This is a genomic window from Streptomyces sp. NPDC043908 (assembly GCF_056435525.1).
Genome location: NZ_JBWKEI010000014.1, coordinates 119,488 through 134,093, shown reverse-complemented (window position 1 = coordinate 134,093; position 14,606 = coordinate 119,488). Strand labels below are relative to the sequence as shown.

Genomic DNA, 14,606 nt, shown 5'->3' with positions numbered 1-14,606 from the left:
AACCGACCATGCACCGTACAACCACACGCGCCGCCACCCTGCTCGCCGCCGCTGCCGCCACCCTGTGCGCGGCCGCTCCCGCGCACGCCGCCGACCGGCCCCCTGCGCCCGCCGCGGCCGACTACACCGCCGCTCAGCAAGTGCTCAGCTCCGGCCGCCTTCACGACACCGTCTCCCGCTTCCTGACCGCCGCCGAGCACCGAACGCAGGTCACAGGGGCGGACGGCGGCACGGCCGGTACTCGACACGGCCTCGTCCAAGCACCCACCACCGCACCCGGGTTCGACCTCAAGAAGCCCGTCCCGCTCTACGAACTCGCACCGGAGTTCGTCACCGGCAAGACCAAGCCGACCGCCGCCTCGGCTCTGCGGCTCTCCTACCTCATCTCCCGGGTCTCCGCGGCCGATGGCCACCAGGCCGCGGTCCTGCTCGCCCAGAAGCAGAGCGGCCGCGCCTGGGAGCTGGCGGGGATCCGCGACGGCGACGCGGACATCAGCACCGCCGAACGGGGGACCGAGCAGGCACAGACCTTCATGGAACCTCAGATCCACGCCTGGTACCGGGCGACCAGCACCGGCACCGTCGAGCCTCTCAACAAGGAGGCCGGTGTGGCACTTCAAGGCAAGTCGCAGGTCAGCCTCAAGGCCTACCAGCAACTCGTCGTCAAGCGCTACAGCGACAAGCTCCCGGGCTCGGCCTACGATCGCAAGGGCCTCGCCGGCGGCTACGCCTCTGCCGAAGACCGGCCCGCCACCACGGTGGCCGCTGCCGCCGGTACCTCACGCCCCTGGGTCCCTGCCGCCTCCGCCGGGGTCACCCTGTCGGCGGCAGGGGGAGCACTCTTCCACCTGCGCCGCCGACGTCGTTCCGCCTGACCCGCGCGGTCCGGCCCCCTTCGCGGAGGCCGGACCGCCGCTTGGCAACACGACAGCTTGCGCCGTGGTGACCATGATGACCGTGATGAACCACACCGGGACCCGCTGGATACTCAAGTGCACCCCCCGCACCGCGGAGTTCGACCTGTGGCGTTTGCCGGGTGCTGTCTGCCCTGTGAGGTGCGCGCGCGTCCGTTGGGTGCCTGGCCCTCGCTCGCGGAGCACCTTCACGAAGACGGCGTTCGATCGCTTCCGGGACCCGAACAGACGCAGGGCGCCGACCGCCTCGGACTGGAACTGAGCGACCTGATGAGTTACGTCCACACCCGCCTGGACTACGCACACGGCCGCCCGCTCGGCTCGGTCCTGCTCGACCCCGGCCCCGAGCGCGACGAGCTCACCACGTTCGCCGACCGCTGTCTGCGGGCGCTCGGGCTGCGCGACGGCGCCTTCCACCTGGAGGTGATCCGGCGTCCGGGGGGCGAGCTGGTGTTCCTGGAGGTCGGGCTGCGGCCGGGCGGCGCCCAGGTGCCGTTCCTGCACGTCGACCTCTACGGCATCGACCTGTTCGCCGAGGCGTTCCGGGAGGCCCTGGGTCTGCCCCCGCTGTGGCAGCCGCCGTCCGAACCGGTCGGGCCTGGGGCGGGAGGCTGGCTCATCTACCCCACTCCGCGCGAGCTGCCCGGACGGGTCGTCGCGCGCACCTCGCCCCGCTCTGCCGTCCTCGAGATCTACCACGAGGAACTGCCCGCGCTCGGCCAGGTCATGACCGGGCCCGGCAGCTACGACGAGGGCTGCGGGATCTTCCGGTTCCGGGGGCGGAGCGCCGCCGGGGTGCGCGCCGCCGTGCACACCGCGATGGAGGTGTACGGGTTGCGGACCGAGCGGACCGAGGCCGTTGAGGCGCATGGCTGAGGCACACCGGCACGGCGTGCTGCACGCCTGGTTCCAGGAGATCCTCCCGGCCGCCGGGAACGCGCGCCGACTCGGCGTCCTCACCCTCATCCAGTCCCTGGGCCTCGGGGTGTTCCTCACCTCCAGCGCCGTGTTCTTCACCCGGACCATCGGCATCCCCGCCCAGCGCGTGGGCCTCGCCCTGTCGGTCGCCGGGCTCTGCGGCCTGGTCTGCACCGTGCCCATCGGCCGGCTCGCGGACCGGCTCGGCGCCGGCCGGGTGCTCACCGTCAACTTCCTGCTCGCGGCGGCCGGATTCACCGCGTACTGCCTGGTGGACGGCTTCGCCGCGTTCCTCGCGGTCGCCTGCGCCATCGCGGTCCTGGAGACCTCGGCGGGCGCGCTCCAGGCGTCGCTCACCGACGCTCTGGTGGGCGAGGGGGAGCGGGTCAGGGTGAGCGCGCAGATGCGCAGCCTGTTCAACCTGGGCTTCCTCGGCGGCGCCGCGCTGGCCGGAGCCGCCATCGCGGCCGGCACCTCGACCGCCCTGTACGCCACGGTCCTGGCCAACGCCGCCCTGCAACTGGTCTCCGTCGCCGTGCTGCTCGGGATGCGGCTGCCCACGGGCACCAAGCCCCGGGCCGCCGCAGCCGAGGCGCCCAGCCGGGTGCTGGCAAGTGCCGCGCTGCGGGACGGGCGCTATGTGGCGGTGGCGCTGGTGTGCGGCGCCCTGGAGCTGTACCACCCGTTGCTGACAGTCGGTCTGCCGCTGTGGATCGTCACCGGCACCGACGCACCCGCGCTGCTGGTGTCGGGGCTGCTGATCCTGGACACCGTCCTGGTGCTGTTGTTCCAGGTCACGGTCAGCAGGGGCGCGCGTACCCCGGCGGGAGCGGCACGTATGCTGCGCTGGGCGGGGTGGGCGCTGGGGGCGTCCTGCCTGGTCTTCGCGGTGAGCGGGGGGCACGGCGCGCTCCTGGACAGCGCGGCCCTCCTGTGCGGCGCGCTGGTGCTCGTCCTCGGCGAGCTGTACCAGGCGTCGGCGAGCTGGGGCCTGTCCTTCGGGCTCGCCCCGGCAGGCAGACAGGGGGAGTACCAGGCGGTGTTCTCCCTGGGGCGCGGGCTCCAGCAGTTCGCCGGGCCGTGGCTGATGACCTCCCTGGTCGTCGGCGCGGCGGCGACCGGCTGGCTGGTCCTCGCGGCGCTCTTCGCCGTGCTCGGGCTCGCCGCGCCGCCGTTGGTGCGCGGCCTGGAGAAGGCCCGCGCGCGGACGGAGCCGGCGCCGACCTGAGCGGACCGGACGGCATCTGTCCGGACCACATGTGTCAGTACCCGTACGACCGAAACGAGTAAGCGAGCACCATGACCGTACAGCGACGACACAACCCGGACGAGCGCGGCTTCGCCAGCGACAACTACGCGGGTGCGCACCCCGAGGTCCTCGCGGCGATCGCCCTGGCCAACGGCGGCCACCAGGGCAGCTACGGCGCCGACGTGTACACCGAGCGCCTCCAGGAAGTGGTGCGCGGCCACTTCGGCCCCGCCGCGCACACGTACCCGGTGTTCAACGGCACCGGCGCGAACGTGTTCGCGCTCCAGGCCATGCTCGACCGCTGGGAGGCCGTGGTCTGCGCCGAGTCGGCCCACATCAACGTCGACGAGGGCGGGGCGCCCGAGAAGGTCGCCGGGATCAAGCTCCTGACGGTGCCCACCTGGGACGGCAAGCTCACCCCCGAGCTGATCGACCGCCAGGCGTGGGGCTTCGAGGACGAGCACCGGGCCCGGCCCAAGGTCGTCTCGATCGCCCAGTCCACCGAGCTCGGCACCTGCTACACGCCGGACGAGATCCGTGCGATCTGCGACCACGCGCACGACCTCGGCATGCTCGTCTACCTGGACGGCGCCCGGCTCGCCAACGCCGCCGCCACCCTCGGCGTGCCCCTGCGCGAGATGACCGCCGACGCCGGCGTGGACGTCCTCTCGCTCGGCGGCACCAAGAACGGGCTGCTCTTCGGCGAGGCCGTGATCGTGCTCAACGAGGACGCGGTGCGTGGCATGGCCCACCTGCGCAAGGCGAGCATGCAACTGGGCTCCAAGATGCGTTTCCTGTCGGTGCAGTTCGAGGCACTGCTCGGCGGCGACCTCTGGCTGCGCTCGGCGGCCCGCTCCAACGCGATGGCCCAGCGGCTGTACGAGGCCGTGCGCGAGCTGCCGGGTCTGGAGATTGCCCGCCCGGTGCAGGCCAACCAGATCTTCGCCGTCCTGCCGCCCGCCGTCACCGAGCGTCTCCAGAAGCGCTTCCGTTTCTACACCTGGGACGAGCAGGCCGGCGAGGTCCGCTGGATGACCTCCTTCGACACCACTGAGGACGACGTGGACGCGTTCGCGGCGGCGATCGCGGAGGAACTGGCGGCGGAGCGGGGCCAGGGTCCGGCGGGTGCGCTGACCACGGCCGAGCGCGAGGAACTGGTGCAACTGCGCCGCAAAGTCCGCGACATGGAAGAGACGATGGAAATGCTGGGGAAAGTGGCCGGCTTCTCCGCGGACCGCAAGACGAAGTAGCGAGCGGTAAAAGCCCGGGGGCGGGGGAGCGCCCTGGCCCCCGGGCGGGGGAAGCACGATGAGGCACTCCAGTTCCAGGTCTCTCTGCCCGGCAGCTTGCCCGGTGATCACCTGAGGAGGCGTTCGGGCGCCATGCGCCTCCGATGGGGGATCCTCGTCGGCGGGGCAGCGCGGTCCGGCTGGTGGTCGGCGGTTGCGGTTGGCGGCCGACCGGCAGATCTCCTCCTCCGCCGCCTGCGCCTGCACCAGTGCCGGTCCCGGTGCCTGGGGCCCGACAGGTGACCGACCCGTACAGGGTGTCTTGACGATGTTGCGCCGATGGAGTGGCTCACCGTCGGCCTCAGCCACGTCAGCTCCTGCCCGGCCGGGAGCTGCGGATACAAAGAGGCGATGTACGCGAGCGACGCGACCCCGACTGGGACAGAGCGGATTCTGCGCGAGTTCGAACCGTCGGCGGGACGTCTGCTGGACCAGCACCTGGCGGTGGCGCGCGAGTGGTTCCCCCACCCGAACGTGCCGTGCAGTACGGCGCGGGACCGCGAGAAGCCGCTGAACGGTGCCGACGGGGACCCCCATCAGTCGGCATGGCCGCGGGCCGTGCGGAACGCCCTGCTCCGTATCCATACCGGGGTTCCCGGCCCCCGCTGTGAGGGGCGCGGACGTGGGCATCTACGACCTCGACGTCCACCACGAGCACGTCGTCAGGCCGCCGGTGCGCGCACTCGGGGAGACGGGCATGCCCGGCCTCGGCCCGCCCGGTGAGCAGGCGGGCCCCAAAACGGCTGGGGCGGCACACGGACTGGCTGCGAACCCAGGCCTCTCGTGCCCGCGACCTGCGCCACCGGGTGAACACGCGCGGCCCGGGTCGTTCCCAGACCATCGATCAGGAGGTCACGACATGACACAGGTAGCGGCCAACGACACCCAGCCGGGGCTCCCGGAGCCCCTGGTAGCTCTGCTGACCGAGCAACTGGGCGTGACGGTGGAGCGGGAACGGCTGACGGCGGCGACGACGTTCCAGGAACTGGGTGTGAACTCGCTGTCCCTGATGGAGATGGTGGTGGCGGCCGAGGAGAAGTTCGGGATCGTCCTGCCGGAGGAAGCAATGGAGCTGTCCCCATCACACACGCTGGGCGAAGCCGCCCGGCTGTTCGCGTATGCACGCTGAGGTCGCGGTCACGGGGCTGGGTCTGGTGACTCCCGCCGGGCACACGGCGCAGGCGAACTGGGCGGCTCTGTGCCGGGGCCGCTCCTTGGCCCGCCCCGACCCCGAACTCGCGGGTCTGCCCGTGGACTTCTCGTGCCGGGTAACGGAATTCGACGCCGCCGCTGAGCTCGGCCGGTCCCTCGCCCGAAGGGCGGACCGGTTCGTGCACTTCGCCCTCGTCGCCGCCCGACGAGCCGTAGCCGACGCACGCCTCGATCCCGCTTCCTGGGCCGCCGAGCGCGTCGGAGTCGTACTCGGGGTCGGATCGAACTGTCTGAGCACCTACGTCACCGAGTTCGGCCATCTCGGCGCGGGCCGCTCCGAGCGGGTCTCACCCCTCGCGCTGCCACGCAGTGTGCCGAACATGGCAGCCGGGGAAGTGGCGATCGACCTGGGCGCCCAGGGACCGAATTTCACCACCTCAAGCGCCTGTGCCTCGGGTGCGACGGCGATCGGTGTCGCACGGGACCTGCTGCGTTCGGGTACCTGCGACATCGTGCTGGCCGGAGGCAGCGAGTCCGGCCGTTCACGGATGACGGCCACGTGCTTCACCCGGATGCGCGTACTCTCACGCCGACGGGAACGGCCGGAGCTGGCCAGTCGGCCGTTCGACGCGGCACGGGACGGCTTCGTCCTCGGTGAAGGCGCCGCCGTCCTGGTACTGGAACGCCTCGCCCATGCCAGAGCGCGCGGAGCGGCGGCCCAGGCGCTGCTGTGCGGTTACGGAGCCGGATCCGACGCCCGTCACCCGGTGGCCCCGGACCCGACCGGTGCCGGAGCGGCGCGGGCCGTCCGTGCGGCCCTGCGGGACGGGGCGTGTGCGGCACGGGACGTGGGTCTGGTCAACGCGCACGGTACGTCGACGCCTTTGAGCGACGCTGCCGAGGCGGCAGCCTTGACCAGCGTGTTCGGGGACAGGGTGCCGCCGGTGACCGCGGCCAAGGGCGTGATCGGTCACGCCCTGGGCGGGGCGGGCGCGATTCAGGCCGCGTACACGGTGTTGGCCTTGCGCCACGGCCTGGTCCCGCCGGTGGCGAACTTCGAGGCGGGGGACGGCGAGCACCGGCTGGATGTCGTGGCCGCCCGTCCCCGCCCGGTCGGCGCATCGGCGGGAATCAGCTGTTCCTTCGGCTTCGGTGGGCAAAACGCCGTCCTGCTGTTCAGCACGGCCTGAAACGACAGGAAGGGTGAGAACTGACCATGAAGGAACTACTGGCGCAACCCCCACAGACGGCCACCGCACACCACCGCGCCAAGGACGCCGAAGGCGCCTTGTGGCCGCCGCGCATCGTGGCCGTCACCACGGCCTTCCCGCCGCACCAGTACCCCCAGCACGACATCATGGCCACTCTGGCGCGCGACACCCTCATGAACTCCACGACCGGCACCCTGATGCTGCGGAAGATCGAGGCCAACGCGGGAGTGACCACACGCCATCTGGCGCTGCCCCTGGACCAACTCGTCGCCCTCGCCGACCACGACGACTTCACCCAGACCAACGAGGTATGGCTGAGGACCGCGCTGGACCTCGGCGAGCGAGCCCTCACGGCAGCGCTGAACGCGGCCGATCTACAGCCGCGTGACGTCGACGCGGTCATCAGCACCACCGTCACGGGCCTGGCCGTACCCTCACTCGAAGCACGGCTGGCGCAACGCATGGGGATGCGGCAGGACGTCAAACGCATCCCGCTGTTCGGCCATGGCTGCGCCGGGGGAGCCGCAGGCCTCGCCCGCCTTCACGATTACCTGTGCGCCCACCCGGACCAGACCGCGGTCCTGCTCGCGGTGGAACTGTGCTCACTTGCCTACCAGCAGAAGGACGCGTCGATGGCCAACATCGTCGCCAGCAGCCTGTTCGGCGACGGCGCGGCCGCAGTGGTGGCCGGCGGCGGTCGCCGCGCGAAGGGGCACCAAGGTCCTGAACTGCTGGGCAGCTACAGCTGGTTGCTGCCGGACAGCGAAGACGCGCTCGGTTGGGAGATCGGCTCTCACGGGTTCCGTATCCGTCTGGCACCCGAGGTGCCGGAGCTCGCCGAGAAGCACCTGCCCGAGGCCGTGCATGCCTTCCTCGCACAGAACGCGCTGACGACCGACCGGATCGGCAGATGGATCGTGCACGGTGGCGGCCCGAAGGTGCTGGCCGCGGTGGAGCGCGGCCTCGGGCTGTCCCCGGACGCGACAGCCCTCACCCGCTGCTCTCTGGCGGACAGGGGCAACCTGTCGTCCGTGTCGGTGCTCGATGTGCTGAAGGCCGCGACAGACACCGCTCCCGCACCCGGGACACTGGGCCTGATCGCGGCCATGGGCCCCGGGTTCGCCGTCGAGCTCGTCCTCGTCCGCTGGTGATCGAGCTGTCGGACGCCAGGAGAGAGGTGCACCCGTGACGGATGTGAGCGGCGCACGGAATCCTCGGCACGACGGATGGTGTGCAGCGGCCCTTACGCGGTCGGATCGAGGGAGCCGGGATAGGTCCTGTCCCGAGCCTGTCTCCCAGCCCCGTTCGTTGGGTCTTGTGGCAAGATCACGGGATGCTACGACTAACCGACTTCATCATCGACTGCCCGGACGCGATGAAGCTGGCAGCCTTCTACTCCGATGTGACGGGGCTGCCGGTCAAGGAGGGCAGTAACGAGAACTGGGCCGGTATCCAGCTCGGTGGCATCGAGCTGGCCTTCACCCCGGTGGAGGACTACCGCGCGCCGCAGTGGCCCGACAGTGAGCACCCCAAACAGTTCCACCTCGACTTCGAGGTCGACGACATCGAGGCCGAACAGCGCCGCGTCCTGGCCCTCGGCGCGACCCTGAAGCGGGACTGCACCGGCCCCGAAGGCTACGGCTTCCGCGTCTACGTCGACCCCGTCGGCCACCCCTTCTGTCTCTGCCGCAACAAAGGTGTCATCTGGACCGACCAGGGCCCTGTCTGGCCCAAGCGCGGCTAGAGTGTGTTGTGAGTGAGCTGAGCGGCGTCGAGTCTTGATCGGGACGAGGTGAGGTCTTCGGGCCGGGTTCATCGACCTCGAGGAACCCGGCCCCGGAGGCCTCGTGGCCGCCTCGGCGGTGAGGCGGCGGTCCGATTCGACCGGCGCACACGGCGCACACGGGGTGAGCCTGGAGCCGAGCTGTTGTTTCCTGCTCCCCGGCGGACTCCTGGCAGGCGGTCTACGTGCTGGTCCGGCGCTGGCGGCGCGACGGAGCCTGGACGCATCCTGGACACGCTGGCCTGGCCTGGTCTGGCCTCGCCTGACCGGAGCGAGGTTCGAGAACGAGCTCAGCCGATGGTCCACCGCTGAAGGCGGTCGTTGCGGTCGCACTCGGTCGTCCGGTAGAGCCCGTCGTAGGTCTGGTAGAGGCACAGGCGGGTCGCCGTGTTGCGAAGCATGACGGCACTGGCCGGCGCGGGTTGGATGACCTGCCACAGCTGGTTGTTCCCGCCGTTGCACGCGCCTGTGTAGACGTGCCGCTCCTTGTTGCTGTCGAGGCAGTCGTCCCATATGTAGTTCTTCAGTGTCGAGGACGTATTGGTGGTGCCGGTCCACCACCAGTACTGGACGCCGTAGCTCTTGTCGCAGGCTTGGGCCCACAGATTGAAGTAGGCGTTCTCCTCGATGCACTGCTTGTACTCATAGTTCGCGAACCGAGCCCGGGACGCCGCGGTTTGAGCGGCGGTAGCCGTGCCTGGCGTAGTGAGGGTCAGCGACAGGGCGAGCCCCACCACCGTCCCGATGGCCGACACAACGCGCGTGATTCTTCTTCCTGAAGCGGACAAGGTCGATTCCTCTCACTCGCTGCCCGGCTCCTCTGAGTCGACCCGCCACATGGTGGCAGCCGATCGTCGTGATCGGGACCCCTGCGGTGGACCCCATCCCCCGAGCACGCGAGAACCGCCTGCTGGAACGCCTGCCGCTCCCTCAAACAGCATGCGGTCGGCATACCGCACCAACGGTCGCGGCCGTCCGGCGGGGGCACAACGATGTTGCGCCGACTTCGACGGATGCGCGCCCCCCGGTGGTGCCGCTGCTCCCGCCGGGCCTCTCACTCCACCCGGACCGTGACCTTCCAGGGCAAGACGCTTCAGGGGCTGGCCAGCATGGGACGCATCATGTGTTCGGCCTGGAGCCCGGACGTGGCGCACTTCCATGCGGGAGAGGCCCCAACGTTTGGGATTAACGATGGGGGGGGGGCTTGCGTCGCCGTTGCGGGTGGAGATCTGACGGGGGAGCGAGTCGTGGTGGGGTCGCGGACACGCTGAACGCTGCGCGCGGTACCGCGCTATGGGCGTGACGCAGGCCCCTTCGCCGGCGCCGCGGCCTCGGCGACGATCGCCTGCAGTGCGGCGACGTGGCCGTTGAACGCATCCCGCCCGGTGCTCGTGAGCCGGGCGCGGACCTTGCGGCGGCTGCCATCGAGGCGGCGCTCCGTGGCGACGTAACCGGCTTCCTCGAGCGTCGCGAGTTGCTTGGAGAGTGCCGAGTCGGACAGTCCGAGACGGTCCTTGAGGAAGGCGAAGTCCGCCCAGTCGGCCGCAGCCAGGGTCGCCACCAGTGACAGGCGTGTACTCGGGTGGATCAGCTCGTCGAACCGTGCGTCCGTCATGCCCGCACCCAACGCCGCAGTGCGCGCAGGATCTCCGGTCCACCGAATCCGACGATCGCCGCGACCAGCGCCGCCGCCCACATGGCGGCGTGGTTCGCGCCGTCGGCGTCAAGTGCGAGTGCAGCCAGGACGGTGAGGGCTACGAGGGCGATCAACATGCCGACCACCACCAGGGGGATGCGTCGGCTCGCGATGGCCGCACTGACCTGCAACTGGCCTGTGCGGCGGCGCCCGTTGAGCAGGCCGGACGCGAACGTGCCGTGGGCGGCGCCGAAGACCGTGGTCGCGATGCCGGCCACCCACGGCGTAGTCCAGGTGCCGAGCGCGCCCAGCAGCAGCCAGCCGGCCGCCATGGCCCACCAATAGCCGCGGGGCAAGCCGACCTCCTCGGCCACCTTGCTGCGGGCGTGCTCGACCGCGTCCAGCGCGGCACGGGCCTGGTCGGAAGCGATGTTCTCCACGATGGACCTCCCTTTCCTGTCGGGAAAGTCAGAGTCCCACTTTCCTGACGGGAAAGTCAACGCTTCGACGCCAGTGACTTTCCCAATGGGAAAGTCGACATGCTGGCGGGGCGACCTGCGTCGGCCCGCGCTGTTCTATCTCCCATCAGCCCGCACGGCAGGGACGCCGTGCTGCAAATGGCTGGCCGACAGGCGTATAAACCTGGGCGTCTTCGCCCGGAGGGGCCCCGTAGGAGTGCGCGTCCGTATAGGGAGATCAGCCGAGTTAAGTGGGTCCTACCCGTCCTACCCGTTCTACTCCTGGGATGGAGCCACCGGCCCCCCGGCGATCAGGACGTCGGCTTCGCGGCGCCAGCCGAGGGAGGCATAGAGGTGCTGGCCTTCCGCACTGGCGATGAGGAGGCCGGTACGGGCGCCCTGGGACAGTGCGGCCTCCGCCAGCGCGCTCATTACGGCGCGGCCCAAGCCGCGTCGGCGGTGTGCCTCCTCCGTCTCGATGCGATCGGCGATCGCATCGGTGCCGACGACGGCGATGGTGCCGCGCGCCGCCACCTCCCCGGAGGCGTCATGGAGGGAGACGACCGTGACTGGCCCCTCCGTGCGGACCTTGCGCTCGTACGGCTCCGTGGGCGCGTGCTGCGGGTGCTCGGTCGGATCGGTGGTCATGAACCACTCGACCCCACCCGGCTGGGCTGCCAAGGCCCGGTGTCCGCCATGAGCAGCGTCCGTTGCGGGCGGCCCGCTCCGCGCCCTTGGCGAACACGGCCTCAGACGGGATCCGGATCCGGATGCGGATGCCGACGCGGGTGCTGGACCTTCGCACTCACCTCCCCGCCCCATGCGCCCTACACCGCTGGCAGCCGCATGAGGGTCAGGGGCGGGGTGGTGGGGTGGGCGGAGCCTCCGGCGGGCTCCAGGGTGAGGCCCATGGCTGTGGCGTTGTCGATGGGGCCGGACAGGAGTACTGCTGTGGTGGTCCGGGTGGGGTCCATCAGCCCGGCGGGGCGCATGGTACCTGTGTCGGCGAACCAGAGTTGGTAGACCTTGCCCGTGGGAGGGCGGGAGAGCCCGGAGGCCAGGAAGACGGCCTGGTTGCGGCTCCGGGCCGCGACGAGGGTTCCGGTCGCATTGCCCGCGAACTGCCCCGTGGTCGTTTTGGCATCGGGGGCCGCGAGGACTTCGGCCAGCTGCTGGTACTGCCTCTGTGCCGTCTGTACCTGGCCGCGCACCGTGTTGGCCTCCTGGTACTGCCACACGGCGATTCCGCCGCATGCCGCGGTGGCCGCGAGGCAGGCTGCGAGAGCGAACCGGGCCAGGGCGTGCCTGCGGCTGGGGCGCACCAGTGTCCGGGCGGCGGATGGGGTGTGGGGCGGCTGCTGCCGTACGGTGCGGATCTGCCGCAGTACGGATGCTTTGAGATGCGCCGGCGGAGTCGTGGTCATGGCGAGTCCCAGTCGTCCGGCAGTGGCGGTCAGCTCGTCCACCTCCTGCCTGCACGCCTCACACGCGGCCAGGTGACACTCGAACTCCTCGCGTTCCTCGCCGAGGAGCGCGTACATGGCGTACGCGCCGGTCAGTGTGTGCAGTTCGGCGGGCTTCATACGGTCACCCCCAGGCAGTCGCGCAGCCGGATCAGTCCGTCGCGCAGGCGTGTCTTGACCGTGCCGAGCGGCAGGGCCAGCAGTTCGGCCACTTCGCGGTAGGTCAGTCCGCGGTAGTAGGCGAGGGTGACCGACTCGCGTTGCAGCTCCGTCAGGGTCCGCAGACAGCGGCGTACCGACTCGCGCTCCAGACGGGACTCCACCTCTTCACTCACCTCGTCGAAGGCGGGCATCTGAGCGAGCAGCGCCGTTCTGTTCTCCCGTTCCACCGACGCCTGGACCGAGCGGACCCGGTCCACGGCCCTGCGGTGGGCGAGGGTGAGGACCCAGTTCATCTCTCCGCCGCGCTCGGACTCGTAGCGTGCCGCCGTCCGCCACACGTCGATCAGCACCTCCTGGGCGACCTCTTCCGACTGGGCCGGATCACGCAGCACGCTGCGCACCAGCCCGAAGACGGGGCCGATGACCGCGTCGTAGAGAGATGAGAATGCCTGCTCGTCGCCGCGGGCCGTCCTGGCCAGTAGTTCGGGCAGGCCCGGTCCGGGCTGTTGGATGCCGCTGATGTGCACTGCCTCTTTCACCCGGTGATCCTCCCGGAGATACGTCGCTACAGAGGTGGTTCGGAGCTGGAGCGTCGGCGGATTGCCCGGCGGGCCGGATTCTTGTGTCTGTGACGTCGTCGTTCGCCCCGGGTGGCCGCTTGGGCGGTGTGCTTCCCCATCGTCAGGGGAGTGGACAGGACGCAGTGCGCCGGGCCGGTCGTCAGCCGGTACAGGTGCGTGGCCAATCCGAACGCCCGCCGGTTCCGAATAGGAGCCGTGATGAAACTTATGGGCAGAGGGATCCGCCTTCCGCTCGCCGCCCTGTCCGGCCTGCTCGCCGGGTTCGCCGCGCTGACCGTCGCGGAGCTGGTTTCCGCAGGGGTCCGCCCCGAAGCGGGTCCGGTGATCGCGGTGGGCGGTGCGGCCATCGACCGGACTCCGCCGGCGGTGAAGGACTGGGCGATCCGGCATTTCGGGACCAGTGACAAACTCGTTCTCCAGCTCGGCATTCTCGCGGTCCTGGCCCTGTTGGCTCTCGGCTTGGGTGTGCTGGCGCTGCGATTTCGCCGTACCGGTGCCGCAGGCGTGCTCCTGTGCGGGCTTGTGGGGGCGGTGGCCGCGCTCGGCCGCCCCGACTCGACGAGCCTTGCTGACGCCCTGCCTTCCGCGGTCGGCTCGGTGGCGGGTGCGGGGCTGCTGTATCTGCTGGTCGGCCGCTTCGACGCAGCGGGGCGCGACGAGGTGGAAGCCCGGGCGGAGAGCTCTGGCAGTGCCGCTGGCTGGGACCGGCGCGGGTTCGTGGTCGCGGCGGGCGCGGCTGCCGCCGCTTCCACCGGCGCGGGACTGCTGGGCAGGTCGCTGAACAGCTCCCGTGGCCAACCGGCGATCGCCTCGCGGAACGAGGTCATGCTCCCGGGCCCCGCCTCCGCGGCCCGGCCGATCCCGCCCGGCGCGATCCTGCACACCCCGGGCATCAGCCCCTTCGTCACGCCCAACGCCGACTTCTACCGGGTCGACACCGCCCTGGTGATCCCGAAAGTCGATGCCACGACATGGCGGATGAAGATCCATGGCAAGGGCGTCAGCCGCCCCCTCATGCTCACCTTCAACGACCTCCTGCAACGTGAACTCATCGAGCGGGACATCACGCTCACGTGCGTCTCCAATGAGGTCGGCGGCCCCTATGTCGGCAACGCGCGCTGGATCGGAGTGCGTCTCGGTGACCTGCTCAAGGAGGCCGGGGTCCGCCCTCCCTCACGAGGTGGCGCGGCCGACCAACTGGTGGCGCGCTCGGTGGACGGCATGACGATCGGTACGCCGGTCGAGGACATCATGGACGGCCGTGACGCGATGCTCGCCCTCGGCATGAACGGTGAGCCGCTGCCGTTCGCGCACGGCTTCCCCGTCCGCATGGTGGTCCCGGGCCTGTACGGATACGTCTCGGCCTGCAAATGGCTACGGGACCTGGAGCTGACCACGTTCGCCGCCTACGACTCGTACTGGGTGAAACGGTCCTGGGCGCAGAAGGCACCGGTCAAAACCTCCTCCCGGATCGACACCCCGAAACCCTTCGCGCGCCCGAAAGCCGGCACGGTGATGATCGCCGGGGTCGCCTGGGCACAGCACCGCGGCATCGACCGGGTCGAGGTCCGGATCGACGAAGGCTCCTGGCGGCCGGCCGATCTCGCCGCGCAGGACACCGCCGACACCTGGCGGCAGTGGTCCCTGCCCTGGAAAGCCACCCCCGGCGGGCACACGCTGACCGTCCGGGCCACCGACCGCTCCGGCCAGGTACAGACCGAACAGCGGGTCCCGACCATCCCGGACGGCGCCAGCGGCTGGCACTCGGTGGTGATCACCGTGGACTGAAC

Annotated in this window: 15 protein-coding genes; 9 read left to right on the top strand and 6 right to left on the bottom strand. The window is 70.5% G+C overall.

Going from position 1 to position 14,606, the window contains the following annotated elements; all coding sequences use genetic code 11:
• The first annotated feature begins 8 nt into the window (after positions 1 to 8).
• From AC069K_RS27915 to AC069K_RS27880, 8 genes are all read left to right on the top strand, one after another.
• Positions 9 to 875, top strand: a complete 867-nt coding sequence (locus tag AC069K_RS27915) for a hypothetical protein (protein WP_478620956.1) — start codon at positions 9 to 11, stop codon at positions 873 to 875.
• A gap of 309 nt (positions 876 to 1,184) precedes the next feature.
• Positions 1,185 to 1,790, top strand: coding sequence for a hypothetical protein (locus AC069K_RS27910; protein ID WP_478620954.1), 606 nt, complete (start codon positions 1,185 to 1,187; stop codon positions 1,788 to 1,790).
• Positions 1,783 to 3,060, top strand: coding sequence for an MFS transporter (locus AC069K_RS27905; RefSeq protein WP_478620952.1), 1,278 nt, complete (start codon positions 1,783 to 1,785; stop codon positions 3,058 to 3,060). Before AC069K_RS27910 ends, AC069K_RS27905 begins: the two co-directional genes overlap by 8 nt.
• Before the next feature lie 71 nt (positions 3,061 to 3,131).
• A complete protein-coding gene (locus tag AC069K_RS27900) occupies positions 3,132 to 4,331 on the top strand; it encodes a threonine aldolase family protein (protein WP_478620950.1) in 1,200 nt (399 codons plus the stop codon).
• Between the two features lie 898 nt (positions 4,332 to 5,229).
• Positions 5,230 to 5,499 carry a phosphopantetheine-binding protein gene (locus AC069K_RS27895; protein ID WP_365108639.1) on the top strand — a complete coding sequence of 90 codons (270 nt, stop codon included), beginning with the start codon at positions 5,230 to 5,232 and terminating at the stop codon, positions 5,497 to 5,499.
• Positions 5,489 to 6,712, top strand: coding sequence for a beta-ketoacyl-[acyl-carrier-protein] synthase family protein (locus tag AC069K_RS27890; RefSeq protein WP_478620948.1), 1,224 nt, complete (start codon positions 5,489 to 5,491; stop codon positions 6,710 to 6,712). The genes AC069K_RS27895 and AC069K_RS27890 overlap by 11 nt, the downstream gene beginning before the upstream one ends.
• Before the next feature lie 26 nt (positions 6,713 to 6,738).
• Entirely contained in the window at positions 6,739 to 7,884 is a 1,146-nt protein-coding gene (locus tag AC069K_RS27885; RefSeq protein ID WP_478620946.1) for a type III polyketide synthase, read from the top strand.
• 182 nt (positions 7,885 to 8,066) lie between these two features.
• Entirely contained in the window at positions 8,067 to 8,477 is a 411-nt protein-coding gene (locus AC069K_RS27880; RefSeq protein WP_365108631.1) for a VOC family protein, read from the top strand.
• A gap of 329 nt (positions 8,478 to 8,806) precedes the next feature.
• Here AC069K_RS27880 and AC069K_RS27875 read toward each other — a convergent pair whose 3' ends face one another.
• From AC069K_RS27875 to AC069K_RS27850, 6 genes are all read right to left on the bottom strand, one after another.
• Complete coding sequence (locus AC069K_RS27875) at positions 8,807 to 9,271, bottom strand: RICIN domain-containing protein (RefSeq protein WP_478620943.1); 465 nt, start codon at positions 9,269 to 9,271, stop codon at positions 8,807 to 8,809.
• Positions 9,272 to 9,807: 536 nt separating this feature from the next.
• Positions 9,808 to 10,131, bottom strand: a complete 324-nt coding sequence (locus AC069K_RS27870) for a transcriptional regulator (RefSeq protein ID WP_478620941.1) — start codon at positions 10,129 to 10,131, stop codon at positions 9,808 to 9,810.
• The gene (locus AC069K_RS27865) at positions 10,128 to 10,592 is read right to left on the bottom strand and encodes a hypothetical protein (RefSeq protein WP_478620939.1); all 465 of its coding nucleotides are present in this window, start codon (positions 10,590 to 10,592) and stop codon (positions 10,128 to 10,130) included. Before AC069K_RS27865 ends, AC069K_RS27870 begins: the two co-directional genes overlap by 4 nt.
• A 294-nt stretch (positions 10,593 to 10,886) precedes the next feature.
• Positions 10,887 to 11,258: a GNAT family N-acetyltransferase gene (locus tag AC069K_RS27860; protein ID WP_478620937.1), complete on the bottom strand. Its 372-nt coding sequence runs from the start codon at positions 11,256 to 11,258 to the stop codon at positions 10,887 to 10,889.
• Between the two features lie 179 nt (positions 11,259 to 11,437).
• The gene (locus AC069K_RS27855; RefSeq protein WP_478620935.1) at positions 11,438 to 12,193 is read right to left on the bottom strand and encodes an anti-sigma factor; all 756 of its coding nucleotides are present in this window, start codon (positions 12,191 to 12,193) and stop codon (positions 11,438 to 11,440) included.
• On the bottom strand, positions 12,190 to 12,774 hold the full coding sequence (locus AC069K_RS27850) for a sigma-70 family RNA polymerase sigma factor (protein WP_478620933.1): 585 nt from the start codon (positions 12,772 to 12,774) through the stop codon (positions 12,190 to 12,192). Before AC069K_RS27850 ends, AC069K_RS27855 begins: the two co-directional genes overlap by 4 nt.
• A gap of 240 nt (positions 12,775 to 13,014) precedes the next feature.
• Between AC069K_RS27850 and AC069K_RS27845 the strand changes: the two genes are divergently transcribed.
• Entirely contained in the window at positions 13,015 to 14,604 is a 1,590-nt protein-coding gene (locus AC069K_RS27845) for a molybdopterin-dependent oxidoreductase (protein ID WP_478620931.1), read from the top strand.
• Positions 14,605 to 14,606 lie beyond the last annotated feature (2 nt).